Origin of the sequence: Streptomyces sp. NPDC032940 (genome assembly GCF_040636935.1) — a bacterium.
GTDB lineage: Bacteria > Actinomycetota > Actinomycetes > Streptomycetales > Streptomycetaceae > Streptomyces.
Window position 1 is genome coordinate 199,947 of sequence record NZ_JBEZVJ010000008.1, and the last position, 24,087, is coordinate 224,033.

21 protein-coding genes are annotated in these 24,087 nt (G+C 72.8%); 8 read left to right on the forward strand and 13 right to left on the reverse strand.

Annotation, left to right across the window (positions count from 1 at the left end; all coding sequences use genetic code 11):
* Nucleotides 1-31: 31 nt before the first annotated feature.
* The gene (locus AB0E77_RS14060) at nt 32-478 is read left to right on the forward strand and encodes a DUF6314 family protein (RefSeq protein WP_361569651.1); all 447 of its coding nucleotides are present in this window, start codon (nt 32-34) and stop codon (nt 476-478) included.
* A gap of 22 nt (nt 479-500) precedes the next feature.
* Here the strand turns inward: AB0E77_RS14060 and AB0E77_RS14065 are convergent, their stop codons facing one another.
* The 3 genes from AB0E77_RS14065 to AB0E77_RS14075 form a co-directional block, all read right to left on the reverse strand.
* Entirely contained in the window at nt 501-1,079 is a 579-nt protein-coding gene (locus tag AB0E77_RS14065) for a histidine phosphatase family protein (protein WP_361569601.1), read from the reverse strand.
* 73 nt (nt 1,080-1,152) lie between these two features.
* Complete coding sequence (locus tag AB0E77_RS14070) at nt 1,153-1,593, reverse strand: GNAT family N-acetyltransferase (RefSeq protein WP_361569603.1); 441 nt, start codon at nt 1,591-1,593, stop codon at nt 1,153-1,155.
* 135 nt (nt 1,594-1,728) lie between these two features.
* Nucleotides 1,729-3,186 (reverse strand): PLP-dependent aminotransferase family protein, encoded by a 1,458-nt coding sequence (locus AB0E77_RS14075; RefSeq protein ID WP_361569604.1) that lies wholly within the window; start codon nt 3,184-3,186, stop codon nt 1,729-1,731.
* Between AB0E77_RS14075 and AB0E77_RS14080 the strand changes: the two genes are divergently transcribed.
* Both AB0E77_RS14080 and AB0E77_RS14085 read left to right on the forward strand, forming a co-directional pair.
* Complete coding sequence (locus AB0E77_RS14080; RefSeq protein WP_361569606.1) at nt 3,185-4,126, forward strand: DMT family transporter; 942 nt, start codon at nt 3,185-3,187, stop codon at nt 4,124-4,126. The two genes, AB0E77_RS14075 and AB0E77_RS14080, sit on opposite strands and share 2 nt — an antisense overlap.
* Nucleotides 4,127-4,167: 41 nt before the next feature.
* On the forward strand, nt 4,168-4,362 hold the full coding sequence (locus tag AB0E77_RS14085) for a DUF1918 domain-containing protein (protein WP_361569608.1): 195 nt from the start codon (nt 4,168-4,170) through the stop codon (nt 4,360-4,362).
* Between the two features lie 37 nt (nt 4,363-4,399).
* Here the strand turns inward: AB0E77_RS14085 and AB0E77_RS14090 are convergent, their stop codons facing one another.
* The gene (locus tag AB0E77_RS14090; protein WP_361569610.1) at nt 4,400-5,674 is read right to left on the reverse strand and encodes a family 10 glycosylhydrolase; all 1,275 of its coding nucleotides are present in this window, start codon (nt 5,672-5,674) and stop codon (nt 4,400-4,402) included.
* A gap of 174 nt (nt 5,675-5,848) precedes the next feature.
* On the opposite strand from AB0E77_RS14090, the gene AB0E77_RS14095 reads away from it, so the two are divergent.
* Both AB0E77_RS14095 and AB0E77_RS14100 read left to right on the forward strand, forming a co-directional pair.
* Entirely contained in the window at nt 5,849-6,721 is an 873-nt protein-coding gene (locus tag AB0E77_RS14095) for a 3-hydroxybutyryl-CoA dehydrogenase (RefSeq protein ID WP_361569612.1), read from the forward strand.
* Nucleotides 6,722-6,907: 186 nt separating this feature from the next.
* Nucleotides 6,908-7,342: a hypothetical protein gene (locus tag AB0E77_RS14100; protein ID WP_361569613.1), complete on the forward strand. Its 435-nt coding sequence runs from the start codon at nt 6,908-6,910 to the stop codon at nt 7,340-7,342.
* Nucleotides 7,343-7,375: 33 nt separating this feature from the next.
* On the opposite strand, the gene AB0E77_RS14105 is transcribed toward AB0E77_RS14100, so the two are convergent.
* The gene (locus AB0E77_RS14105; RefSeq protein WP_361569615.1) at nt 7,376-8,404 is read right to left on the reverse strand and encodes a translation initiation factor 2; all 1,029 of its coding nucleotides are present in this window, start codon (nt 8,402-8,404) and stop codon (nt 7,376-7,378) included.
* A 129-nt stretch (nt 8,405-8,533) separates the two neighbouring features.
* Here AB0E77_RS14105 and AB0E77_RS14110 point away from each other — a divergent pair, with 129 nt between their 5' ends.
* From AB0E77_RS14110 to AB0E77_RS14120, 3 genes are all read left to right on the forward strand, one after another.
* Complete coding sequence (locus AB0E77_RS14110; RefSeq protein ID WP_361569617.1) at nt 8,534-13,000, forward strand: NACHT domain-containing protein; 4,467 nt, start codon at nt 8,534-8,536, stop codon at nt 12,998-13,000.
* Nucleotides 12,990-14,363, forward strand: a complete 1,374-nt coding sequence (locus tag AB0E77_RS14115) for a hypothetical protein (RefSeq protein ID WP_361569619.1) — start codon at nt 12,990-12,992, stop codon at nt 14,361-14,363. The genes AB0E77_RS14110 and AB0E77_RS14115 overlap by 11 nt, the downstream gene beginning before the upstream one ends.
* Before the next feature lie 210 nt (nt 14,364-14,573).
* Nucleotides 14,574-14,831 carry a hypothetical protein gene (locus AB0E77_RS14120; RefSeq protein WP_351023579.1) on the forward strand — a complete coding sequence of 86 codons (258 nt, stop codon included), beginning with the start codon at nt 14,574-14,576 and terminating at the stop codon, nt 14,829-14,831.
* Between the two features lie 31 nt (nt 14,832-14,862).
* Here the strand turns inward: AB0E77_RS14120 and AB0E77_RS14125 are convergent, their stop codons facing one another.
* From AB0E77_RS14125 to rpmI, 8 genes are all read right to left on the reverse strand, one after another.
* On the reverse strand, nt 14,863-15,408 hold the full coding sequence (locus tag AB0E77_RS14125) for an NUDIX domain-containing protein (RefSeq protein ID WP_361569621.1): 546 nt from the start codon (nt 15,406-15,408) through the stop codon (nt 14,863-14,865).
* Nucleotides 15,409-15,526: 118 nt separating this feature from the next.
* The gene (locus AB0E77_RS14130) at nt 15,527-16,867 is read right to left on the reverse strand and encodes a transcriptional regulator (protein WP_361569623.1); all 1,341 of its coding nucleotides are present in this window, start codon (nt 16,865-16,867) and stop codon (nt 15,527-15,529) included.
* A 437-nt stretch (nt 16,868-17,304) separates the two neighbouring features.
* On the reverse strand, nt 17,305-19,854 hold the full coding sequence (gene pheT, locus AB0E77_RS14135) for a phenylalanine--tRNA ligase subunit beta (protein WP_361569625.1): 2,550 nt from the start codon (nt 19,852-19,854) through the stop codon (nt 17,305-17,307).
* Nucleotides 19,854-20,975, reverse strand: a complete 1,122-nt coding sequence (gene pheS / locus AB0E77_RS14140) for a phenylalanine--tRNA ligase subunit alpha (RefSeq protein WP_361569626.1) — start codon at nt 20,973-20,975, stop codon at nt 19,854-19,856. The genes pheT and pheS overlap by 1 nt, the downstream gene beginning before the upstream one ends.
* Before the next feature lie 149 nt (nt 20,976-21,124).
* Nucleotides 21,125-22,264 (reverse strand): ATP-binding protein, encoded by a 1,140-nt coding sequence (locus AB0E77_RS14145; protein WP_361569628.1) that lies wholly within the window; start codon nt 22,262-22,264, stop codon nt 21,125-21,127.
* A 51-nt stretch (nt 22,265-22,315) separates the two neighbouring features.
* The gene (locus tag AB0E77_RS14150) at nt 22,316-23,164 is read right to left on the reverse strand and encodes an RNA methyltransferase (protein ID WP_361569630.1); all 849 of its coding nucleotides are present in this window, start codon (nt 23,162-23,164) and stop codon (nt 22,316-22,318) included.
* A gap of 181 nt (nt 23,165-23,345) precedes the next feature.
* Nucleotides 23,346-23,729 (reverse strand): 50S ribosomal protein L20, encoded by a 384-nt coding sequence (gene rplT / locus AB0E77_RS14155; protein WP_004002577.1) that lies wholly within the window; start codon nt 23,727-23,729, stop codon nt 23,346-23,348.
* 105 nt (nt 23,730-23,834) lie between these two features.
* Nucleotides 23,835-24,029: a 50S ribosomal protein L35 gene (gene rpmI, locus AB0E77_RS14160; protein ID WP_003977225.1), complete on the reverse strand. Its 195-nt coding sequence runs from the start codon at nt 24,027-24,029 to the stop codon at nt 23,835-23,837.
* Between the last annotated feature and the right edge of the window lie 58 nt (nt 24,030-24,087).

The following is a 24,087-nucleotide window of genomic DNA, read 5'->3' on the forward strand; positions in this document are numbered from 1 at the left end:
CAGCAACGCCTGGGACGGAGAGCGGCACGGGATGGGCGAGTTCTGGCCAGTACCGGACGTACTGGCGTATCTGACGGGGCGGTGGCGCACGGAGCGGTCGGTGCGGGACCTCGCGAGCGGCGACGACGGCCGCTTCGAGGGGACGACCGTGTTCGAGACGTGCGAGGACGGCGGGCTGCGCGGCCACGAGTCGGGCACCTTCACCTGGCGGGGCGTGACCCGTCCCGCCGAACGGACGCTGCGCTACGCGCCGGACGGCGCCGCACCGGGCGCGGTCCAGGTGCGCTTCGCGGACGGCCGGCCCTTCCACGACCTCGACCTGACGTCGGGCCGCCATGTGGCCGACCACCTCTGCGCGGCGGACCTCTACCGCGGCGAGTTCACCGTCCGGGACCGCGGCAGCTGGCGCACGGTGTGGCGCGTGGGCGGCCCGGCGAAGGACCTGGTGCTGACCACGGACTACACGCGCGAGGACTGAGGACCTGTCCCCCGCGGGGGTGTCAGGCCGCCGCCGCGTCGAAGCGGAGGTTCCAGCGGCCGGCGCGGCCCGTGAGCGTGGTCGTCGACAGGGGGCGCACGTCGAGGTTCCAGTACGTCGCGGGCGGCGCCTTCAGCGCGTACACCAGGGCCGCCCGGATCACGGAGGGCTCGGCCACCGCGACGATGCGGTCGCCGTCCTCCCCCGGCCGGGTGTCGAGCCAGCCGCCGACGCGGGTGATGAGGGCGAGCAGCGACTCCCCGCCGTGCGGGGCGGAGCGCGGGTCGGCGAGCCAGGCGTCCACCGCGGCCGGCTCCCGGGCCATCGCCTCGCCGAGTGTCAGACCGCCCCAGCGGCCCATGTCGCACTCGCGCAGGGCGAGTTGGACCAGCGGGGCGTAGCCGAGGGCGTCGCCGGTGGCGCGGCTGCGGGGCGTGGGCGAGCAGTAGCGCAGGTCGGCCGCCGCGAGCGGCAGCAGGTCCGGGGCGGCGCGCAGCACCTCGTCCCAGCCGGCCTGGTCCAGCGGCCGGTCGTCCCCGAAGCGCTCCGCGAGCAGGGGCGAACTGCGCGCAGCCGCGACGAACGTGACCCGAAGCGCCATGCGGTGATGGTGGGCCTCGGAAGTGAGCCGGTCAAGAGGTGTTACCAGTGGGTCACTCAGGGTGCGCCACGGCTCACCGGTCGAAGGCGAGGGCCATCCACTGGTCGGGACGGTCCAGCGCGCTGAAGCCGAGCTTCTCGTAGACCCCGTGCGCGTCGTGCGTGGCGAGCAGGATCCGGCGCACCCCGTACGGCCTCAGGTGCTCGCGCACGGCGCCGACCAGGGCGGTGCCGAGGGACTTGCCGCGCAGCGAGGGGTCGACGTACACGTCGCACAGCCAGGCGAAGGTCGTCCGGTCGGTGATGACGCGGGCGTACGCCACCTGCTCGCCCGTCAGCGCCTCGTACACCCCGAAGTTGAGCGATCCGGCGATCGCCCGGTCCTGCTTCTCGCGGCTGCGGCCGAGCGCCCAGTACGCGTCGGTGGACAGCCATCGGTGCACGCGTCCGGCGTCGATCCGGTCCGGGTCGGTGGAGATCTCGTAGCCCTCGGGCAGGCGCGGCGTGTCGGTCATACCGGGATGGTCGCAGGGGCGGACGGACGGCGTCGACCCGTTATCCGCAGGTCCCGCCTCTCGCGTTTCCCAGCCCCCGCCCGCTCGTCGTGCGCAGGCCCCGCCCACGCCTCGTCCGCAGGCCCCGCCCGCTCGTCACCCGGAGGAGGCCCCCGACCCCTCGCGCACCTCGGCCCAGGCCGCGCTCAGCCGCCGCACCCCTTCCGCGATCTCGCCCGTCCCCGCCACCGCGGCGAAGCTCAGCCGCAGGTGGGCGGCCGGGGGTTCGGCGCTGAAGTAGGGGCGGCCCGGCGTGATCGCGACGCCCGCGCGCAGGGCGGCTGCGGTCAGGGCCTCCTCCGCGGTGCCGTCGGGCAGGCGCGGCCACAGGTGGTAGCCGCCGGACGGGACGTGGTCCAGGGCGAACGCGGGCAGGTGCAGGCGCAGCGCGGCCGTCATCGCGTCACGGCGGGCCTTCAGCTCGGCGGAGACGGTGCGCAGATGGCGCGGCCAGGCGGGCGAGCCGACGAGTTCGAGCGCCGCCTCCTGGAGGGGGCGGGGCACGAAGAAGGTGTCGACGACCTGGATGGCCCGCAGCCGCTCCAGCACGGGCCCGCGCGCGGCCAGGGCGCACACCCGGAAGCTCGGCGAGGTCGCCTTGGTCAGCGAGCAGACGTGCACGACCACGCCGTCCGCGTCGTCGGCGGCCAGCGGGCGCGGCAGGGGGCCCGCGTCCTCGTGCACGAGCCGCCGTACGAAGTCGTCCTCGACGACGAAGGCGCCGGCCTCGCGGGCGATGCGCAGCACCTCGCCGCGCCGCTCGGGGGCGAGCACGGCGCCGGTCGGGTTCTGGAAGAGGGGCTGGCAGACGAAGACGCGGGCGCCGGTGGCCCGGAAGGCGTCGGCGAGCAGGGCCGGCTTCACGCCGTCCGCGTCGACGGGGACCGGCACCGGACGCAGGCCGGCGGCGCGCGCGATGGCCAGCATGCCGGGGTAGGTCGGCGACTCCACGAGGACGGGCGCGCCGGGCGGCGCGAGGGCACGCAGGGCGGTGGTCAGCGCCGACTGTCCGCCCGCGGTGACGAGCACCTCGGCGGCCGTGACCGCGCCGCCGATGCTGCGCGCGAACCACTCCCGCAGTTCCGGCAGCCCCTCCATCGGGGGCCGGCCCCAGGCGCCGGGGCGGCGTCCCGCCCGGGACAGGGCCGCCGCCATGGCCCGCTCGGGCTGGAGCGAGGGGTGCAGATAGCCGCCGTTGAACTCGACGACGCCGGGCGGCGGCGCGGCCAGCGAGACCAGGACACCGGAGGCGTCCACGGAGCGCGGTACGACCTCGGCGGCGCCGTCGGCGCTGAGCGTGACCTCCTGCCAGGAGGTGTCCCCGGCCGGGGCGGCGGCGGGCCGTGAGGGTGCCCGGAAGGCCCCCGCGCCGGGCCGGGTCACGACCAGGCCCTCGGCGGCCAGCTGGGCCAGGGCCCGGGAGACGGTCACCGGACTCACCCGGAAGCGCTCGACGAGGGCACGGCTGGACGGGAGCTTTCCATCAGGCGAGTAGCGGTCGAGCTCTCGCCGCAACTGGTTCGCCAGGTCAGCGACACTGCTACGCTCTTGCATGAGAGCACAGAGTAGCGCTACCGCTCCGGCGGGGATAGCGGTCAGCGGCCCGGCCACGGCACCCGAGGGAAGGCCGCCGGGCGGCAGGTCCTCCGGCACCCTGATGGCGGCGCTCGGCGTCGTCGCCTTCTCGCTCACCTTCCCCGCCACCGCGTGGGGCCTGGAGAGCTTCGGCCCCTGGTCCCTGGTCGCCGTGCGCAGCGTCCTCGCCGCGCTGATCGCCGGGGGCTGCCTGCTCGCGCTGCGCGTGCCGCCGCCCGCTCGGTGCCACCGGTCCGGCCTGGCCGTGGTCGCCGCGGGCGTGGTCCTCGGCTTCCCCCTGCTGACCACGCTGGCCCTGCAGACCTCGACCACCGCGCACGCCGCCGTCGTGGTCGGCCTGCTCCCGCTGACCACCGCGCTGCTGTCCGCGCTGCGCATCGGCACCCGCCCCTCGCGCACGTTCTGGATCGCGGCCCTGGCCGGCGCGGCGGCCGTGGTGGCGTTCACCGTGCAGCAGAGCGGCGGCGCGCTGACCACGGCCGACGCCTATCTCTTCGCGGCGCTGCTGGTGTGCGCGGCCGGATACACCGAGGGCGGCCGGCTCGCCCGGGTGATGCCGGGCTGGCAGGTCATCGGCTGGGCGCTGGTGCTGTGTCTGCCGCTCACCGTGCCGGCCACCGCGCTGGCCCTCGCGTACGAGCCCGTGCACCTGACCGCCCACGGCGTGGCCGGGGTGCTGTGGGTGGCGGCGGGGTCGCAGTTCCTCGGTCTGGTCGTCTGGTACCGGGGCATGGCGGCCATCGGCGTACCGAAGGCCAGCCAGTTGCAGCTGGCCCAGCCGCTGCTCACACTGGTGTGGTCGGTACTTCTCCTGGGCGAGCACCTGACGGTGGCCGCGCCGCTGACGGCGGCGGCGGTGCTGGTGTGCATCGCGGTCACGCAGCGGTCCCGGGGCTGAGCGGCAGACACGTGCGGCACACACGTGAGGAGGCCTCACAGATGCACGCGATGAAGGGCGACCAGCTGGTGCAGCACGGCCGGGTGGTCGGCGAGCACGACAAGGTCGGCGAGATCGTCGAAGTGATGGGCAAGGCCGGCACTCCGCCGTACCGGGTCCGGTTCGAGGACGGGCACGAGGGAGTGTGCTCGCCCGGCCCCGACACCGAGATCCGGCACAGGGAGATGCGCCGGTAGACGCGCCGGCAGAGGCGACGGGAGACGGGACGGCGGATCAGCGCGGGGTGCCCGCGGGCTGCCCGTAGTGGTCGGCGGCCACCCGCGCCATCGCGCCGATCCGGTCCTCTGCCACGTCCTTCGCGGCGAAGAAGACATGGCCGCGCACCTCCGGGTGGTCCGCGGCCAGCGCGAGGTGCCGGGACAGCTCGTCCCGGTCCTGCCACGCCTTCGGCTGCGCCGGGTCGCCGGCCTTGTACAGCGCCTCCCCGACGTACAGCTGTGTCCGGCTGCCCCGGGCCGTCTCCGCCCACCACGACAGCAGCTTCCCGTAGTCGGCGGCGGGGTGGCCGGTGTTCCAGTAGAGCTGCGGGACGATGTAGTCGAGCAGGCCCTCGCGGACCCAGGTACGGGTGTCCGCGTACAGGTCGTCGTACGTCTGGACGCCCGCGGCCGTCTGTGAGCCCCGCTCGTCGGTGGCGGCGTTGCGCCACACCCCGAAGGGGCTGACGCCGAAGCGGGCGGTGGGCCGGGCCTTCTTGACGCGGGCCGCCGTCTCCCGCACCAGCCGGTCGATGTTGTCCCGCCGCCAGTCGGCCTTGGCGGCGAAGCCGCTGCCGTAGGTGCGGTAGGTCCCCCCGTCGTCGAAGGCCTGGCCCGCCACCGGGTACGGATAGAAGTAGTCGTCGAAGTGAACGCCGTCCACGGCGTACTTCTCCACCGCGTCGATCATCGCGTCCTGCACGAAGGCCCGGACCTCCGGCAGCCCCGGGTCGTAGTAGAGCTGCCCGCCGTACGGCACCACCCAGCCGGGGTTCCGGCGAGCCGGGTGCGCGGGCACTAGGTGGGACGGGTCGTCGTGCAGGGCGACCCGGTACGGGTTGAACCAGGCGTGCAGCTCCAGCCCGCGGGCGTGGGCCTCCCGCACGGCCGTGCCCAGCGGGTCCCAGCCCGGGTCCCTGCCCTGGCTGCCGGACAGGTACTGCGACCACGGCTCGTACGGCGAGGGCCACAGCGCGTCGGCCGTGGGCCGCACCTGGAAGAACACCGTGTTGAGGCGGAGCCGGACCGCGGTGTCGAGGTACTCGATGAGCTCGGCGCGCTGCTCGGCCGCCCGCAGCCCGGCCCTGCTGGGCCAGTCCCGGTTGTTCACCGTGGCCAGCCACATGCCCCGCATCTCCATGACGGCCCGGCGTCCGCCCCCGCGCCGCCCGGGCGGACCCGGTGGACCCGGCGGCAGGGGCGCCGACGACGCCACGGGAGCGGGCACGGCCGCCGGCGTGAACGCCGACAGCGCGGCCACCGCGAAGGCCCGACGTGAGACTCGGCCCATGGAAGACCTCCACAACGCTGGGGATCCGCACCGTCACGGATCGTGTACGGAATCCCAGCATGCCCGACCCGGACGAGGGATCCTCGACTCTGCGGGGGTAACGTGCACGATCGGAGCAGGCACCGGGGACCCCGGCGGACCTGCCTCAGCCGTGGAGTCAGCGAAAGGGACGATGTGACCGGCATCTCGGGAGATATCGCACGCGTCGGCGTGGTGGGCTGCGGTCAGATGGGGGCGGGCATCGCCGAGGTGTGCGCCCGCTCCGGCCTGGAGGTGAAGGTCGCCGAGACCACCGGCGAGGCCCTGGAGATCGGCCGGACCCGGCTGTTCAACTCCCTCACCAAGGCCGCCGAGCGCGGCAAGATCACCGAGGAGGAGCTCGAGGCGACCCAGGCACGCCTGAGCTTCACGACCGACCTCGGCGAGTTCGCCGACCGTGACCTGGTCATCGAGGCCGTCGTCGAGAACGAGCAGGTCAAGACCGAGATCTTCCAGGTGCTCGACCAGGTCGTGACCCGGCCGGACGCGATCCTGGCCTCCAACACCTCCTCGATCCCGCTGGTGAAGCTGGCGGTCGCCACCTCGCGGCCGGACCACGTCATCGGCATCCACTTCTTCAACCCGGCTCCGGTGCAGCAGCTCGTCGAGCTGATCCCGGCGCTCACCACCTCGGAGGGCACGCTCAGCCGGGCGCAGCTCTTCACGGAGAAGGTGCTCGGCAAGCACTCCATCCGCGCGCAGGACCGCTCGGGCTTCGTGGTCAACGCGCTGCTGATCCCGTACCTGCTCTCGGCGATCCGGATGTTCGAGTCGGGCATCGCGAGCCGCGAGGACATCGACAACGGCATGGAGATGGGCTGCGCCCACCCGATGGGCCCGCTGAAGCTGTCCGACCTGATCGGCCTGGACACGGTCGCCTCGGTCGCCTACTCGATGTACGAGGAGTACAAGGAGCCCCTGTACGCCGCTCCCCCGCTGCTGCAGCGGATGGTCGACGCGGGCCGTCTGGGCCGCAAGAGCGGCTCGGGCTTCTACAGCTACAGCTGACACCGCCGTACCCGTGGGCCTGACCTGGCGTTCCGGGTCGGGCCCACGGTCGTCCCGGCGGGCGGCACGACCGGGCGGAGCCGGGCCGTCCGGATTCGCGGATGTCCTGAAGTCGCCCCTGCACGGCTCGCCCGTCGGTCACAATGTCCCCGCTCAGGCAGGTGAGGGATCGCTGAGGGGGTTCGTGTGGCCGAGCAGGCACCGGAGAGCGTGGCCGCGGAACCGGGTGGTGAGATCGAACGGCTGCCCCGCGTTCTCCGGGAGGAGATGGAGCGCGAGCGGCGGCGCTGGCGCATCGCGACCCTGAACTACGGGGTGACGTACTACCTGAGCCGCATTCTGCTGATCGCCGCCACGGCGGTGGTGGCGGCCGACCAGAATCTGAACGGCGGGCACGGGAGCTGGCTGACCGAGTGGGTGCCGGCACTCGCCCTCGGCGTCGCCGTCCTCACGGCCTTCGACACCTGGCTGAAGCCGCAGCAGAAGTGGCGGGGGTTCATGGAGTCGCGGGACGCGCTCGCGGACCTGCTGATCCAGGCCGAGGACGGGATGCCCACCGAACAGGTGCGCACCAAGTTCCTCAAACTGCGCCAGCAGCACCGGGAGCGCAACATCTTCTGACCCCGGGTGCCGCCGGCGCACGGTGGCGGCGCCCTACCGGACGGCCGCCGCTTCCCGGAGCCGCTTCATCGCGCGGCGCTCCGCGGCCTCGACGTCCAGGCGCCCGGAGGGATTCCCGTCCCGGGCCAGAACCGCTCCCCGGACCAGCGCCAGGTAGAAGAGCGCGGGGGCGCAGGGAGTCCAGTTCCTGCCGGGGGTGAGCAGGAAGTCGAGCACGCTGTCCGGGTCCGCGGGCACGAACGCGAACTTGTCGTGCTCCCACTTGTCCTCGACGCCCTTGCTGCGGCGGGCGACGAGGTCGTCGGCGCTCAGGTCGGTGAGCACCGCACGGTAGAAGACCGCCCACTGGTGGTTGCGGACGTCCAGGCCGAAGCCGAGCAGTTCCAGCTCGACCGGGTCGTCGTCCTGGACGGCGAGTTCCTCGCGCAGCGCACGGCGGGCCACGGAGTGCAGTCTCATCGGTGAGCCGTCCTTGGGGCTGTCGTGGTTCGCCGCCATGCCCTCGTTCACCGACGAGTTCCAGCGCTCCTTGTTGTGGCCCTCGACGACGGTGCTCCGGCGGGCGAAGACCATCTTCTTGTCGACGCCCGTCTCGACCGCCACGTTGACGCCGAAGCTGCACGAGAGGAAGGCGGGCGCCCTGACGGGGTCCGCGTTCTCCAGGTACTGCGACCGCAAGGTTGCGTCGGAGCCCTCGCGCAGGGGCCTGTCGAGGTTGACGGAGGTGGCGAGGAAGTCGTAGTAGTCCGCGTCGCAGAGGCTGAGCTGGATCAGGGGCTCCTCGGTCTCGTTGGTCCGGGAGACGATGACGCTCTCCACGGCGAACCGGGGGTTGTTCCACGCGAAGTGCTGGCCGGCGGCCTTCTTGCGCTGCTGTTCGGCCTCGATCTCCCCGCGCCAGCGCTGGACCTCGGCGGGCAGCTGCACCCTTCGCCGTTCGGGTTCGTAGATGATCCGCACGTTCTCCTCGCGGATGGGGCGGGTGCCGTCGCCCTCGAAGACGTGACAGTCCGTGACCAGGCTGCCGATGATGAACTTGTCGCGGTCTCCGCGTTCCTCCACGTGAACCTCCTTGTGGTGTGCCGGTAGGTTATTACCGGCTACGCACCGCTGACTAATCATCAATTACGTTCGTCGGTCGGCGTGTTGAGCCCTCGAGGATCTTGGTCGGGCTTTGAGGGGAGAGCTCCGGTGGAAGCCATCGAGCACGACGGACTGGTGGCCACGGTCGTCGTGGACAGATACCGGGACGACACTCGTCGTGGCCGGAACCGCGAGTATCTGCGGGGGGCCGCCGAGAAGTTCGTCGAACAGGCCCGGCGGCTGGGCTTCGTGACCGAGCCGATCGGCGTGACCAGCGGCACGGACGACACGGGTCCGGTGGCGGCGGGCCGGGAGCAGATCCGGGAGCTGGTCGCGAGGCTGCGGAAGATGCGGGCGAGCCGGAAGATCCTTTACTGGACGGGTCACGGGCACGAGGAGGGCGACACCTTCTACCTCGCCTGCGAGGACAGCTACGTGGACGGGCGCCTGGATCCTTCGCGGGCCGTCTCGGCGGAAGAGCTGGCGTCGTGGCTGGGGAACGACCTCACCGACACCTGGGTCGTGCTCGACGCCTGCTTCTCCGGAGCGGCGCTGGAGGCGGTCGAGGACCAGGTGAAGCGCGCGCGGAACCAGGAGGTGGGGGACGATCCGACGGGCGGCTTCGTCGTCGTCGCCACGGCCGGCGCCGACGAACGCGCCACGGAGACGCGCTGGGTGGACTGTCTGGAAGAGGTGCTGCGCACCCCGGACCTCGAGTACAGCCAGCACCGGCTCTTCGCGCGCGAGCAGCCGGATCTGCCGTTGGACTATCTGCACGGGGCGGTCGCGGCCAGGATGCGGGACGGGCAGGTGCCGCGGATCACCGTGGTACGCCCGCTGCGACCGCTCTTTCTGGTCAACCCGTACTGCTCGGACCGGGTCCGGCCCGCGACGCGCCCGGAGGACGACGAGTCCTGGATCGGCGAGGAGTTCCGGAGCGAGTCCATCCCCCTCTTCGCCGGTGGCGGTGACACCTGGCGGCTGCGGGACTTCTCCCCGCGCAACACCGCCCTGGGTCCCCTGGTGACCTGGATGAACGTGCGCAGCACGGGGATGTACGTGGTGACCGGGGCGTCCGGTGCGGGCAAGTCGACGCTCCTGCACTACGTCGCCCACCTGACGACGAAGAGGTTCGCCGCCGCTCTGGAGCGGCTGCCGCCGGTGCAGCCCGAACTCCATTCGGTGCATGCCGTGCTGCACTGCCGGGGGCGGACCCTGGCGTCCCTGTGTCATGAGCTGGCCGCCAAGCTCGAGTACCTGGGCCTGGACCGGCACACGGCACGCGGCACGGTGCCCGCGTTCGTCGAGGCGGTCTCCGCACTCGCCGACCGCAGGGGCACGCTCACGCTGCTCTTCGACGGTCTCGACGAGTCCGCGGTCGGTCATGCCTTCCGCGTGGCCAGGGAACTGCTCAACCCGCTGGCCTCGCTGCCCAGGGTCAAGGTGGTGGTGGCCACGCGGGCGAACGCCAGGCGGGCGCTGCCGGGAGAGGCCGCCCCGGAGTCGCTGGTCGACGTCCTGGCCGGGGACCGGGTGCTGGAACTGGACCGTCTGGTCGAGACGGAGCAGGACCTCGCCCGGCACGTCGAGAACCTGCTGCGGGGGAAGCACCTCTCGCCGTCGACGTCGGAGGAACGGGTCACGCGAGAGGCCGTCGCCCGGCACGTCGCCGCCTACAGCAACGGGCTCTTCCTGATCGCCACCCTGTGGGCGCGGCGGCTGGCGGAGCTGGACGCCCTGCCCGATCCGGACCGGCTCGAGGCGGAGCTCCGGCAGGGAGCCGTGGTGCTCGACTCCCTGCTGGCGGAGGAGCTGCGGCAACTGGACCCGGAGGACCCCGGCCGGATCCGGGACCTCCTGCGGCCGCTGGCCCTGGCGCAGGGGAACGGGCTTCCCCTGGGGCGGCTCTGGGTGGCGATGGCGAACGCGACGCGTGACGCGGAACGGGAGTACGACGAGGAGGATCTGGGGTTCGTCGTCGGGCATGCGGTCGGGGTCGTGCTGGCGAGGGACAGCGAGTTCGGCGAACCGGTGTACCGGTTCCATCACCCCAGCTTCGGCGGCCATCTGCTGGCCGGTCTCGACGAACGGCGTCTGCACGCCCGGGTCCACGACGTGCTCAGGCCCCCGTCCGACGACGCCTGGGCGGCGGTCGCACCGTACGCGGCGCACTACCTGGCCGCCCACGCGGCTCTGGCCGGCGATGAGGTGCTGGAGGAGCTGATCGCGGACTACCGCTTCCTCGTGTACGCGTCGCCCGAGGTGCTGGAGCCGCTGATCGCCGCCCGGCTGGCGGACAGCCCGCAGGCCTCGCTGTATCTGACGGTCGCCGACCGGTTCCGGGCGGGTGCGGAGGTCAGCGGGGAACGGCTGATCGCCGGCCGGTGGGCGGTGCTCAAGGCCACCGCTCTGGTGATGTTCTCCGCCGAGGAGCGGGAGCGCATCCCCCGCGCGCCCGGGGTCTTCTGGGACGACCTGTGGACCAGTGCGGAGCGGCTCCCCTTGCAGCGGATCTGGCCGGCGCCCTCGGGAGGCGCGTGCGCGGTCCACTGGGAACGGGACGGGGACGGGCTCATCCACGCCGCGGGCAGGGGGGAGATCAGGTCGTGGACGTGGGCCGGCCGGGAGGCACGCCTGCGCGAGACGGGGACACCGTTCCCGGGTGAAACCGTCCATCTGGCCGGTGTCGTCGCCACGGGCGCGGGGGAACAGCGGGTGGTCGCCGCGCACGACGGCCGTGCGGTGCGCGTGTGGTGGGGCGGGGCACGCCGTCCCTCGGAGGAGTTGTTCTGGGGCGGCCGCGTCGAGTCCCTGGACATGGCCCGGTGGGAGGGGAGGCACTGGCTGGCCGCGACGGGGCACGGGCAGCTGTGGCTGTGGCACTGGACGGGGGACGGACGGCCCGCGCGACGGGACCTGAGTCTGCGGCGGATCTCCGACGTGGAGAGTGCCGCGCTGCTGCCGCTGCAGGACGACCTCTTCGCGGTGATCGCGGGCGCGGAGGGGATCCGGCTGCGCAGGCTCACCGGCAGGGAGTCGCGGGAGACGGCTCCGAGGTACGTGTGGCGGGGCACTCCCCCGGTGCACACCGTGACCGGCCTCACCTCGGACGGGGACGACGGGGCGGTGATCGCCGCGCTGGACGGGGAGCGCCTGCGGGTCTGGCGGATCCCCGACCTCTACCGGGACGGGTGCCGGCTGCTCGTCGACCGGGAGAGCAAGGCCCAGGCGCCGGCGCTGGCCCTGGGGCGTACGGGATCGGACCTCCTGGTGGCCGTGCAGGAGGACGGGCACATCCGGATCTGGACCGGCGAGGGGGCGGAGCAGGTACCGCTGCCCTGCGACCACGAGCACAAGTCGCTGGCCTTCGACCCGTCGGGGTCCGGACGTCTGGCCGTGGCGGACGAGACGCGGGTCCGGGTCTGGGACCCCCACGGACCGGGCCGGGCGGCCGGGGGGAAGCGGGCGACGGCGTCGTCGGTCAGGCAGGGCAGCCCGCGGGTGTACGTGGCGCGGGCGCCGGACGGCGGCGGCTTCCTGGCCGTCAGGTCACAGGGGCGTTCGGTGCTGCTGAGCCGGCACACGACGGACGGCGAGGTCACCCACGGACCGGTGCTGGAGCACCCGAGTGCCCGGGTGACCGAGCTGACCGCGGTGAGCGCGCTGTGGACCGGCGAGGGGGCGCTGGTGGTCGCCGTCGGCCGTCGGCATGCCGTGGCGTGGACGTGCGACCGGGACCTGGTGGTGCTCCGCCGCGACGACCTGCCGCTGGAGGGGACCGACGACGACCAGGTCCATTCGGTCGCGTTGCACGCGGGTGGTGACGGCTCCGTCCGCCTGTACTGGCCCCGGGACCAGGGCGTGCGGTGCTGGGAGCGGCCTGCCGGCGCGGGCGGGGAGTGGCGCGACGACGGCAGGGCCGTCGTGTATGTGACCGGGGCGGGCACCGTCGACCGGCTGACCGTGGTGAACGGTCCCGGCGGCGTGGCCCGGCTCGCCGTATGGGGAGGCCCCGTCGTCCGTCTCTGGGACCTGGCGGACCTCGGTGCCGAGCCCCTCAAGTTCGACGAGCCGGGCAACGAACCGATCCCCGCCGACGGCGGTGTCACCGGCTTCGTCCGCCAGGGCAGGACCCATGTGCCGCTCATCGCCTACCCGGGGTCCCGGTGGGTGCACGTCGTCCGGTGGCTCGGCAGGTACGCCCATTCCACGTCGTTCCGTCCGCCCGGGGGCATGGTGGTCGACCGGCTTGCCCTGGTCGGGCCGCCGGACCGCCTGATCCTGGTGGGCTGGCGCAACGACTCGGGACGGATCGTCCTGCGCGACCTGGCCGGCGACCGGGACCTGCCGACCCTGGAGTCCCGCGGATATCACGTGACGGACGTCGGCACCGTCCACGACGACAGAGGCATCACGCTCATGATCCAAGGCGCGAACCAGGCCGGCCTGCGCTGCGACCAGGTCCTGCTCAGGCAGGACGGCATCGCCCCGTGGTGGGAGGAACTCCAGGCGATCCCCGGGCAGCGGACGGCCTCCCCCGAGAGAGCGACGAGGAAGACACGTCATGAGGCATGATCTCGTCGTGGTGGTCCCCGGCATCATGGGGACCTCACTGACCCGGGACGGGGAAGAGGCGTGGAACGCCAGCCTCGCGATGCTGAGCGGCGCGCTGACCTACCCGGCGGGAGTCGCCGAGCGGCTGCGGCTCCAGGACGGCATCGGCGACGGGGAGCCGGAGGGCCCCTACGCACTCGAGGTCGGTGAGCCCGTCAGGACGTTGCGGCAGCTGCCCGGCTGGGGCCGGCACGGCGGGCACGCGAACCTGGCCAGGCGTCTGGGGATCGACCCCGAACGGCTGGTCACCTTCTCCTACGACTGGCGGCTGAGCAACCGCAACTCGGCCGGGAAGCTGCAACAGTTCGTGGAGCGGCACCTCGACCGGTGGCGGCGGACCGCCGATCCGCGGAGGTATCCGGAGGCGCGTGACGCCAAGGTGATCCTGCTGTGCCGCTCCATGGGGGGCCTGGTGGCCCGCTACTACCTGGAGGTGCTCGGCGGCCGGGAGGAGACCCGGGCGGTCGTCACCCTGGGCACACCGTACCGCGGCAGCGTCAAGGCCATGCGCATGCTGACCGGTCACGCCTCCGGCGCGATGCGGCCCTGGCGTTCGCTGATCCGCGAGGTCTGCTCGACGTATCCGTCCATCGGCCAGCTGCTGCCCACCTACGACGTGGTGCAGCACGAGGACTTCGGCCGGATCCCGCTCAGGGCCGTCGCCCCGGTGGAGGGGATCCCGTCCGGGATGCTGGACGACGCGGCCCGGTTCGCCTGGCAGATCGAGAAGGCGGTGGAGGAGAACGAGAGGAGGGGCGCCCCGTCGTACGAGCTGCTCGTCGTCGGCGGCGACAAGCACCCCACCACGTACGGAGTGCTCCACGGACCCGACGAGTCGCTCGCGTATCTGCACCGCGCGTCCGGCAGTCCGTGGGGGGCCGCGGACTGGTGGGGCGACAGCACGGTGTCGCGGCACTCGGCCCAGCCGCTGATGAACGACGAGAACACCCGGACGCAGTGGTGTTCCGCACGGCACGCGTCCATGTTCGACGCCGCGCGCGTCAGGGAGCAGATGCGCAATGTGTGCGACGGGCGTCCCCTGTTGCAGGAACTGGCCGACGACCACGAGACGGGAGTCGACCTGCCGGACACCGTCATGGCGGGAGAGGAGTTCGAGGTGGTCGCCGTCAGGGCCGACGCGGCCATGCGGCTGGTGGTCAGGAAGGTGACCGAGGACGGCCGGGTCCTGGAGGAGACGCCCATGACGCCCTGCGGCGACGGGGAGTTCCGGGGATCCCTGCGGCTGGAGGCCGGTCTGTGGACGGTCCAGGTGGCGTCGAAGAGCTGCGACTACGAGTGCGGTGACACCGTGCTCGCCCTGTAGCGTCCCGCCACCACTGACGCTGAGTGACCACGGCGTGGGCCCGGCACCCGATGCGGTGCCGGGCCCGTGGCGTTCGCACCCCGTGTGTGCGCCGGGCTCGCATATGCCGTACGCACACTCTCCCCACGCGCCCACCAGGCGAGTTGACTCATCATGCGCATTGCAAGGGATGTGATTCGACCCCCGTTCGACCATGAAAGGAGCGGATTCGTGACCGCCGATCCCGAGCATCCCGCCGTCCCTGGAGAACTCGCAGAGTTACGGCGCCGCCTCGATGTCGCCTACGCCCGTGTGGAGGGCGGGCTGGCGCTGCTCAGCCATCGGACCGAGGAGACCGCCAAGGACCTGGACGAGCTGAGCACCCGGCTCGTCAGCCTGGAGCACGCCCGCTGGCCCCTGCCGGCGGTCACCGCGGTCACCGCCGTCGGCGCGCTCGTGGTGGCGCTCTGGCAGGCGTTCGGACGCTGAGCGGCGCGGCTGGGCGTGGCGGCGCCGGGGATCACGGCCTGGCGTCCTGTCCGAGCCTGAGGTGGTGCAGCAGGAGTAACGCGGCCGCCATGTTGGCGGCCGGGACCTCCCCGCGGGCGACCAGGTCGGGGACGAGCTTGAGGGGCACCCATTCACGGCGGTCCGACTCGAAGTCGTCCACGGGGTGTCCGACGTACTCGCCCTCGTCGGCCCAGTAGATGTGGTGCCGGGCGTCGGTGAGCCCGTTGGACGGCTCCACGCTCATGAGGTGGCGCAGCGGTCCCGGCCGCCAGCCGGTCTCCTCCTCCAGTTCCCTGGCCGCCGCCGCCACGACGTCCTCCCCCTCCTCGACGACGCCGGCCGGGAGTTCCCAGCCCCAGCTGTCGGTGATGAAACGGTGCCGCCACAGCAGGAGGACCTCCGCCGCCTCGTTGACGACCGTGGCGACGGCCACGGGGCGCATCCGTATGAGGAAGTGGTCGAGGTGCCGCCCGTCCGGGAGTTCGACGTCGGCGAGGTTGACGCTGAACCAGCGATTTGCGTACACATTTTGTTCGTTCTGTTTCGTCCACTGCACGGTTCTGCCACCTTTCTTGAGTAGGTGGCAATATCGCAGCCCGAGCGTCCCGGCAGCAGGCGCACGGCGGCCGCTCACGGCGCAGTGGCGGGCGCAGCGTCCCGGGAGGGCGGGCGGTCTAGAGAGGCACGCGCAGGGCCCCGTCGATGAGTTCGGCGGCCTCGGCCGTGCCCGCGCATCCGCTGCGCACCAGGTGCTCGCGCACCGCGCGGAGTCTGTCGCGCAGGCGCTGGGACTCCATTCCGCGGGCCTGTTCCGCCATCTGCACGGCGGTGGCGACCGCCTTGTCCGCGTTGCCCCGGCGCAGTTCGATGGTGCTGAGCATGGCGAGCCGGTGCACGCGGCCCCGGTCGTGCGCCGGGTTGTCGACGGCCTGGGCGGCGTGCTCCCCGGCCGCCGCGAGCTCGCCGAGGCTGAGCAGCGCCTCCGCGACCTGGACATTGACCAGGCCTGGCTGGACATAGCCGGTCTCGTCGGGTTCGTAGCCCCGCCGGATGCGTTCGGCGGCCTGCTCGGCCCGCCGGATGCAGGACAGGGCGCTGGTGCCGTCGCCGAGGTGGGCGTACGCCTTGGCCTGCATCGCGTACAGGTCGGAGGCGAGCGCCGGGGTGATGTGCCGGCCCGCGGTGCGCAGCGCGGCCTCGGCGAAGGCGACGGCCTGTCGGTACTCCCGCAGGAACAGCGCCTGGTTGACCAGAAGGGCGATGACGTACGCGCCGAGCCCCCGGTCGCCGCTGGCCTTGGCGAGGCGGAGCGCCTGGTGGAAGTAGCGCTGGGCGAGGCCGTGCGCGTCGGAGTCGTACGCGCAGATGCCGGCGACCGCGACCAGGCCGCCGGTGGCCCGGTGGAGCTGGCGGCCGGTGGCGTCGGTGTAGCCGCCGCGCAGCAGCGGGGCGGCCTCGGCGTTGAGGAAGCCGACGATCCGGGCGCGCGTGGCGACGCCGCCGGCCTTGCGGTACATCTGCTCGTAGTGGGCGCGGGCCGAGCGCAGCATCTCCAGGTCGGCCGTGGTGACCCGGTGCCGGCCGCCGCGGGAGACGTCGGTGTCCTCGGGCGGGTTCTCCCACTCCCAGACCGGCATCACGGCGGGCGTGCCGGTGAGCGCGGGGGCACCCAGGACGTGCGGGCGCTGCTGCTGGTCGGAGCGCCACAGGGCGGTCGCCCGCTCCACGAAGCCGGACAGCGAGCCGGTGTGCGCCGCGACGGGCTCGCCGGGCACGCCGAGGCCGATGTCGTCGAGGGTGACGGGCCGGTGCAGGCGGGCGGCGAGGACCTCGCAGATCAGGTCGGGCACCTGTCCGCGCGGCCGCTGTCCCTTCAGCCACCGGGCGACCGCGGTGTGCTCGTAGCGCAGTGCGATCCCGCGCGCCCGTCCCGCCTGGTTGACGTGGGCGGCCAGTCCCGCGTGCGAGACCCCCGCCTCGTCCAGGATCGCGTCGAGCAGAGTGTTGGGCTGCATGGTGCCCCCCGGTCCCGGGTGATTCGGTGCCCGACAGCGTAGTGTGCCGCCCTTCACACGGGGTGTGAACGGAGTACGCGCATCCGCACCGTGTGCGCGCTGTCGCGGAGAGTTCCGGACCGGTTGACTGGGCTGCCTCGAAAGAGGCCGGCCGGGCCGCCGGCTCCCCCTCGTACAGTGCGGCGGCCCGTTCCACGCCGTCCGCCCTGCTACCTGCCCGACACTCCGTGGCGGGCGGACGGCTCCGCCGGCTCCGCCGGTGCCACTCGTCGCCTTTCCGGGCGCGGTTACGTGGTGGTCGCTCGCGCAGTTCCCCGCGCCCCTCGAGGGACGTCGACCTGACGCCGACAAGGGGCGCGGGGAACTGCGCGAGCGACCACGGCGCACCCGCAGTCACCACACGACAGAGACCCGCGCCCCCTTGGGCGCACCGCCGACTAGCTGCGCAGCACCGCTCCGACCCGCTCGCCCGCGAGGGCCACCGCGGCGTCCCGCGCCGCCGACGCCTCGTCGACCGTCAGCGTCCGGTCCCCCGCACGGAAACGCAGCGCGTACGCCAGGGACTTGCGGCCCTCGCCCAGCTGTTCCGCGTTGTCGTAGACGTCGAACAGCCGGATGGACTCCAGCAGTTCGCCCGCGCCCTCGCGCAGCGCCGCCTCGACGTCCGCCGCCGGGACGAACGCGTCGACGACCAGGGCGACGTCCTGCGTGGCGACCGGGAAGGTGGAGATGCTCGGCGCCTGCGGGGTGCCGTCGCCGACTCGCGCCACCGTGTCGAGGTCCAGCTCCATCGCGCAGGTCCGCTCGGGCAGACCGAGCGCCTTGATCACGCGCGGGTGCAGCTCACCCGCGTGCCCGACGACCCGCTCCGCACCGTCGACCGTGACGATCAGCTCGGCGCAGCGACCGGGGTGCCAGGGCCCGTACTGGCCCTTGCGCAGGATCAGCTCGGCTCCCGCTTCCCGGGCCACGAGGCGCGCCGCCTCGATGGCGTCGGCCCAGTCGGCCGGGCGGCCCTTGCCCCACCAGCCGGCCTGCTCGCGGGCGCCCGCGAGGACCACGGCGACGTGCCGGGGCTGGTCGGGCAGCGCGGCGTCCAGCGCGGCGAGGTCGTCCTCGCTGGGGCGCCGGTCGACGGGCAGGTTCGCGGCGATCCGCTGCTCGTCGCGCGGGTGGAAGACCAGGCCCGTCTCGAAGAGGGCGAGGTCGTGGGTGCCGCGGCCGTCGTTGCGGCGCAGCGCGCCGAGCAGGCCCGGCAGCAGCGAGGTCCGCAGCGCGGGCTCCTCGTCGCTGAGCGGGTTGACCAGCTTGACCACACGGCGGGCCGGGTCGTCGGCGTCCAGGCCGAGCTGGTCGAAGACCTGCTCGCCGACGAACGGGTAGTTCAGCGCCTCGACGTAACCGGCACCGGCCAGCGCGCGGCCGATGCGGCGGTGCAGCCGCTGCCGGGCGGTCAGGCCACGGCCCGCCGGGGGCCGGGGCAGCGTGGAGGGCAGGTTCTCGTAGCCCTCCAGGCGGATGACCTCTTCGGCCAGATCGTTCGGGTCGGTGAGGTCGGGCCGCCAGGACGGGGCGGTGACGATCAGCTCGTCCTGCCCGTACACATCGCAGCCGACCTCCTGGAGGCGGCGTACGACGGTCTCGCGGCCGTACGTCACGCCGGCCACCTTGTCCGGGTGGTCGGCGGGCATCGCGACGGTGCGCGGCGCGGAGGGGGCGCTGATCTCGGTGACGCCGGCCTCGGCGGTGCCGCCCGCGAGGAGGACGAGCAGGTCGACGGTGCGCTGGGCGGCGGCTGCCGCGGCCTGCGGGTCGACGCCGCGCTCGAAGCGGCGGGACGCCTCGGAGGACAGCTTGTGGCGGCGGGCGGTGCGCGCGATGGCCACCTGGTCGAAGTGGGCGGCCTCGATGACCACGTCGCTCGTCGCCTTGTCGGCGTCGATGGGGGTTCCCCCGGTCGAGTCCGTTCGAGACCGGGGGAGGTCGGTGATCTCCGTGTCGGCGCCGCCCATGACGCCCGCGAGGCCGATCGGGCCGCGGTCGTCGGTGATGACCAGGTCCTCGGCGTGCAGCTTCCGCTCGACGCCGTCGAGAGTGACGATCTTCTCGCCCTCCGCGGCCCGGCGGACGCCGATGGTGCCCTGGACCAGGGAGCGGTCGTAGGCGTGCAGGGGCTGGCCGAGTTCCATCATCACGTAGTTGGTGACGTCGACGGCGAGCGAGATCGGGCGCATGCCGACCTTCTGGAGCCGGCGCTGGAGCCAGATCGGGGAGCGCGCCTCGGGGCTGAGGCCGGTGACCGTGCGGGCGGTGAAGCGGTCGCAGCCCGTGGGGTCGGCGATCTTCACGGGGTAGCCGTAGGCGTTCGGGCCGGGCACGTCGAGCAGGGCCGGGTCGCGCAGCGGCAGGCCGTAGGCGATGGCGGTCTCGCGGGCGACGCCGCGGATGGACAGGCAGTCGCCGCGGTTGGCGGTGACGGCGATGTCCAGGACCTCGTCGACCAGTTCGAGCAGCTCGATGGCGTCCTTGCCGACCTCGGTCTCCGGCGGCAGCACGATGATGCCGTGCGTGCCGTCGTCGCCCATGCCCAGCTCGTCGCTGGAGCAGATCATGCCGTGGGACGTCTTGCCGTACGTCTTGCGCGCGGAGATCGAGAAGCCGCCCGGCAGGGTGGCGCCGGGGAGGACCACGACGACCTTGTCGCCGACGGCGAAGTTCCGGGCGCCGCAGACGATCTCCTGCGGCTCACCGGTGCCGTTGGCCTGGCCGACGTTCACCGTGCAGAAGCGGATCGGCTTCTTGAAGCCCTCCAGCTCCTCGATGGTCAGCACCTGGCCGACGACGAGGGGGCCCTTGAGGTCGGCGCCCAGGTGCTCGACGGTCTCGACCTCGAGGCCGGCCGAAATCAGCTTGGCCTGCACGTCGCGGCCGGTCTCGGTGGCCGGCAGGTCGACGTACTCCCGCAGCCAGGAAAGCGGGACCCGCATCAGATCTCCATCCCGAACGGCCGGGTGAACCGGACGTCACCCTCGACCATGTCTCGCATGTCCTCGACGTTGTGGCGGAACATCAGCATCCGCTCGATGCCGAACCCGAAGGCGAAGCCGCTGTACTTCTCGGGGTCGACGCCGCAGGCGACGAGCACCCGCGGGTTGACCATGCCGCAGCCGCCCAGCTCGATCCAGCCTTCGCTGGAGCAGGTACGGCAGGGCCGGTCGGGGTTGCCGACGGACGCGCCCTTGCAGACGTAGCAGAGCATGTCCATCTCGGCGGACGGCTCGGTGAAGGGGAAGAAGTTCGGCCGCAGCCGGGTCTTCATCTCCGCGCCGAACAGCGACTGGACCATGTGGTCCAGGGTGCCCTTGAGGTCCGCCATGGTCAGGCCCTCGTCGATGGCGAGCAGCTCGACCTGGTGGAAGACGGGGGTGTGCGTGGCGTCCAGCTCGTCGGTGCGGTACACGCGGCCGGGGCAGATCACGTAGACCGGCAGCTCCCGGGAGAGCGCGGAGCGGATCTGCACGGGCGAGGTGTGGGTGCGCAGCACGACGCCGGACTCGGAGCCGCCGCCGGGGCCCTCGACGAAGAAGGTGTCGGCCTCGCCGCGGGCCGGGTGGTCCGGGCCGATGTTGAGGGCGTCGAAGTTGAACCACTCGGCCTCGGCCTCGGGGCCCTCGGCGACCTCGTAGCCCATGGCCACGAAGACGTCCTCGATGCGCTCGGAGAGCGTGGTGAGGGGGTGGCGGGCGCCGGCCGGTACGCGGTCGTGGGGCAGCGTGACGTCCACGGCCTCCTCGACCAGCACGCGGGCGTCGCGCTCGGCCTCCAGCTCGGCCTGGCGGGCGGCGAGTGCCTTGTTCACGGCGCCGCGGGCCATGCCGACGCGCTTGCCGGCCTCGGCCTTGGCGTGCGGGGGCAGGGCGCCGATCTCGCGGTTGGCGAGCGCCAGCGGGGAGGTGCCGCCGGTGTGGGCGATCTTGGCCTCCTGGAGCGCGTCGAGGGAGTCCGCGGCGGCGAAGGCGGCGAGCGCCTCGTCCCGCATGCGCTCGATCTCTTCCGGTTTCAACGCCTCGACCTCGACAGGGTCGTACGACTTATTCGGTGCCGACATCTCTTCCCGTGCTTCCGATTGGCTGGCTGATGGTCCCCGTCACCGGCTCGTGGACGAAGGTCTCGCTCTGGGCGTCTCCGTCTGCGGGACACAAAGGTGCCAAAGGCCGAGTCTAACGGGGTGGAGGAAGGCGAATGCGCCCGCGGTGCTCAGGCCAGGTAGGCCGGGGCCGCCACGGGCAACGTAAATCGGAACTCGGCGCCGCCGCCGGGGGCGCGGCCGACTGTGATGGTGCCGCCGTGGGCCTCGACGATGCCCTTGACGATATAGAGCCCGAGACCGGTGCCACCGCGCTTGCTGCCCCGCCAGAAGCGGGTGAAGACGCGGTTCATGGACTCCTCCGGGATGCCGGGCCCCTCGTCGCTCACCGTGACCGACGTACCGGCGTCCTCCTCCTCGCGGGGGGACGCCGTGGGCGTGATGTCAATGGTGACCGTTCCCTCGCCGTGCCGCACGGCATTTTCCATGAGGTTGCTGAGCACCTGGTCGATCTTGTCGGGGTCGGCCCACAGCGCGGGCAGCGGCCGGCCGAGGCGGAGCAGGAAGCGGTCGGCGGGCTGTCCGGCGGCGACGTAGGCCTGGATGTGGCGACCGACGGCGGCGCCGATGTCGACGGGCTGGCGGCGCACCTCGAGGCGTCCGGAGTCGATCCGGGAGATGTCGAGCAGCTCGGCGATGAGCCGGGTGACGCGGTCGGCGTCGGCGTCGACGGTCTCCAGCATCAGCCGCTTCTGGTCGTCGGTGAACCGTGCCCACTTGGCCAGCAGCGTGGCGGTGAAGCCCTTGACGGAGGTGAGCGGGGAGCGCAGTTCGTGGGCGACGGTGGCGATCAGCTCGGCGTGGCTGCGCTCGGTGCGGCGGCGGGCCTCGGTGTCGCGCAGGGTGACGACGACGCGGTGGACGGGGCCGAGGGGTTCGGTGCGGACGTAGCGGGCGGTGACCAGGACCTCGCGGCCGCCGGGGAGCAGGAGGTTGCGCTCGGGCTGGCGGACGCGGATGGCGAGTCCGCCGTAGGGGTCGGTGAGCTGCCACCAGCGCCGGCCGTCGAGGTCCTCGAGGGGCAGGGCCTGGTCGAGACGCCGTCCGAGGGCGTGTTCGGCGGGGACGGCGGTGATGCGGGCCGCGGCCGCGTTGAAGCAGATCACCCGCCCGTGTTCGTCGGCGACGACGAGGCCGTCGGGCAGCTCGTCGGGGCCGATGCCCAGGCCGGCGAGGTCGGCGGGCCGGCGCGGCGCGGGAGGACGCCCCGTCCGGTGCTCCCCCGGTGCGCTGCTCGTGCCGACGCTCATCCCCGTGCCCCACCTTCCAGCTGGTCTGGGGTCCCCGAGCTGGTCACCCTACTAGTTGGCGGTGACGGAGCGGCACCCTCCGGCGGCGCGCTGTGCACGCGCCGACGCGTAGAGACATACGGCGGCGGCGGTGGCGAGGTTCAGACTCTCGGCCTTGCCGTGGATGGGTACGCGGACGACGGCGTCGGCGAGGGCCCGGGTCTCCTCGGGCAGTCCCCAGGCCTCGTTGCCGAAGACCCAGGCCGTGGGCCCGCCCATGGTGCCGGCGTCCAGCTCGGCGTCGAGGTCGTCCTCGCCCGCGCCGTCGGCGGCCAGCACCCGCACGCCGGCGTCGCGCAGCTCGGCGACGGCGCGCTCCACGGGGACGCCGACGGCGACCGGCAGGTGGAACAGGGAGCCGACGGAGGCGCGTACGGCCTTGGGGTTGTACAGGTCGACGGAGGCGTCGGTGAGGACGACGGCCTCGGCGCCGGCGGCGTCGGCGCAGCGCAGCACGGTACCGGCGTTGCCGGGGTCACGGACGTGCGCGAGGACGGCGACGAGCTTGGGGCGGGCGGCGAGGATGTCGTCGAAGGGGGTGTCCACGAACCGGCAGACCCCGACCAGGCCCTGGGGGGTGACGGTGGTGGAGATGTCCTCGATCACCGCGTCGGCGGCGAGGTGGACCCGTGCGCCGGCGTCACGGGCGGCACCGATGATGTCGGCGTACCGCTCGGCGGCCTCGACGGTGGCGAACACCTCGGTCAGGGTGTCCCCGTACGCCGCGGCCTCCCGCACGGCCTGTGGCCCCTCGGCCAGGAACAGCCGCTCCTTCCCGCGGAAGTTCCGCTTCGCCAACCGCCGCGCCGCAAGGACACGGGGAGACCGGGGGGAGATCAGCTCGGGGCTGACGGGACGCACTCTTGCTCACCTTCACATCTGAATCGACGCGGACTGCGACGCGCCCCTTCAGGGGCGCGGGGAACTGCGCGACCGGCCACGACGCGCCCGCAGCCGAGACAACACGGAGGGGCGGCAACGACAGGACCCGCAGGCTCAAACCTGCGGGTCCTGTCGACGTCGGCTCAAAGCCGGCGCAGCGTCACGCGGCCTTCGGCGCGTTGACGTCGCTCGGCAGCGCCTTCTGGGCGACCTCGACCAGCGCGGCGAACGCACCGGCGTCGTTGACGGCCAGCTCGGCGAGGATCTTGCGGTCCACCTCGACGTTGGCGGCCTTCAGACCCTGGATGAAGCGGTTGTACGTGATGCCGTTGGCGCGGGCAGCGGCGTTGATGCGCTGGATCCACAGCTGGCGGAAGTCACCCTTGCGCTTCTTGCGGTCGTTGTAGTTGTAGACCAGCGAGTGGGTGACCTGCTCCTTGGCCTTGCGGTACAGGCGCGAACGCTGACCGCGGTAGCCGGAGGCCTGCTCGAGGATCGCCCGGCGCTTCTTGTGGGCGTTGACTGCCCGCTTGACGCGTGCCACTTGTTAACTCCTTGTAGCGGGGCCGCGGTGGTCCTCACGCGGCCCGGTATCGATTGGGTCCCGGTCCTGAATGACGTACGGCGCTCCGTGCGGGCGCCGCGGACGTCACTTGCCGAGAAGCTTCTTGATCTTCGCGGCGTCGCCCGGGGCCATCTCGGCGTTGCCGGTGAGGCGACGCGTCACGCGGGACGACTTGTGCTCGAGCAGGTGGCGCTTGCCGGCGCGCTCACGGAGCACCTTGCCGGAGCCGGTGATCTTGAAGCGCTTGCTGGCACCGCTGTGCGACTTGTTCTTCGGCATAGCGCCGTTATCTCCTCGTCGGTGGCGCTCCGGTGCCCGGTCGTGAAACCGGGCACGG

Coding starts and splice junctions, on each gene's coding strand:
- AB0E77_RS14060 (WP_361569651.1), top strand. CDS start 32: ATGGGCGAGTTCTGGCCAGTACCGGACGTACTGGCGTATCTGACGGGG.
- AB0E77_RS14065 (WP_361569601.1), bottom strand. CDS start 1,079: ATGGCGCTTCGGGTCACGTTCGTCGCGGCTGCGCGCAGTTCGCCCCTG.
- AB0E77_RS14070 (WP_361569603.1), bottom strand. CDS start 1,593: ATGACCGACACGCCGCGCCTGCCCGAGGGCTACGAGATCTCCACCGAC.
- AB0E77_RS14080 (WP_361569606.1), top strand. CDS start 3,185: ATGAGAGCACAGAGTAGCGCTACCGCTCCGGCGGGGATAGCGGTCAGC.
- AB0E77_RS14075 (WP_361569604.1), bottom strand. CDS start 3,186: ATGCAAGAGCGTAGCAGTGTCGCTGACCTGGCGAACCAGTTGCGGCGA.
- AB0E77_RS14085 (WP_361569608.1), top strand. CDS start 4,168: ATGCACGCGATGAAGGGCGACCAGCTGGTGCAGCACGGCCGGGTGGTC.
- AB0E77_RS14090 (WP_361569610.1), bottom strand. CDS start 5,674: ATGGGCCGAGTCTCACGTCGGGCCTTCGCGGTGGCCGCGCTGTCGGCG.
- AB0E77_RS14115 (WP_361569619.1), top strand. CDS start 12,990: ATGAGGCATGATCTCGTCGTGGTGGTCCCCGGCATCATGGGGACCTCA.
- AB0E77_RS14130 (WP_361569623.1), bottom strand. CDS start 16,867: ATGCAGCCCAACACTCTGCTCGACGCGATCCTGGACGAGGCGGGGGTC.
- pheT (WP_361569625.1), bottom strand. CDS start 19,854: ATGCGGGTCCCGCTTTCCTGGCTGCGGGAGTACGTCGACCTGCCGGCC.
- pheS (WP_361569626.1), bottom strand. CDS start 20,975: ATGTCGGCACCGAATAAGTCGTACGACCCTGTCGAGGTCGAGGCGTTG.
- AB0E77_RS14145 (WP_361569628.1), bottom strand. CDS start 22,264: ATGAGCGTCGGCACGAGCAGCGCACCGGGGGAGCACCGGACGGGGCGT.
- rpmI (WP_003977225.1), bottom strand. CDS start 24,029: ATGCCGAAGAACAAGTCGCACAGCGGTGCCAGCAAGCGCTTCAAGATC.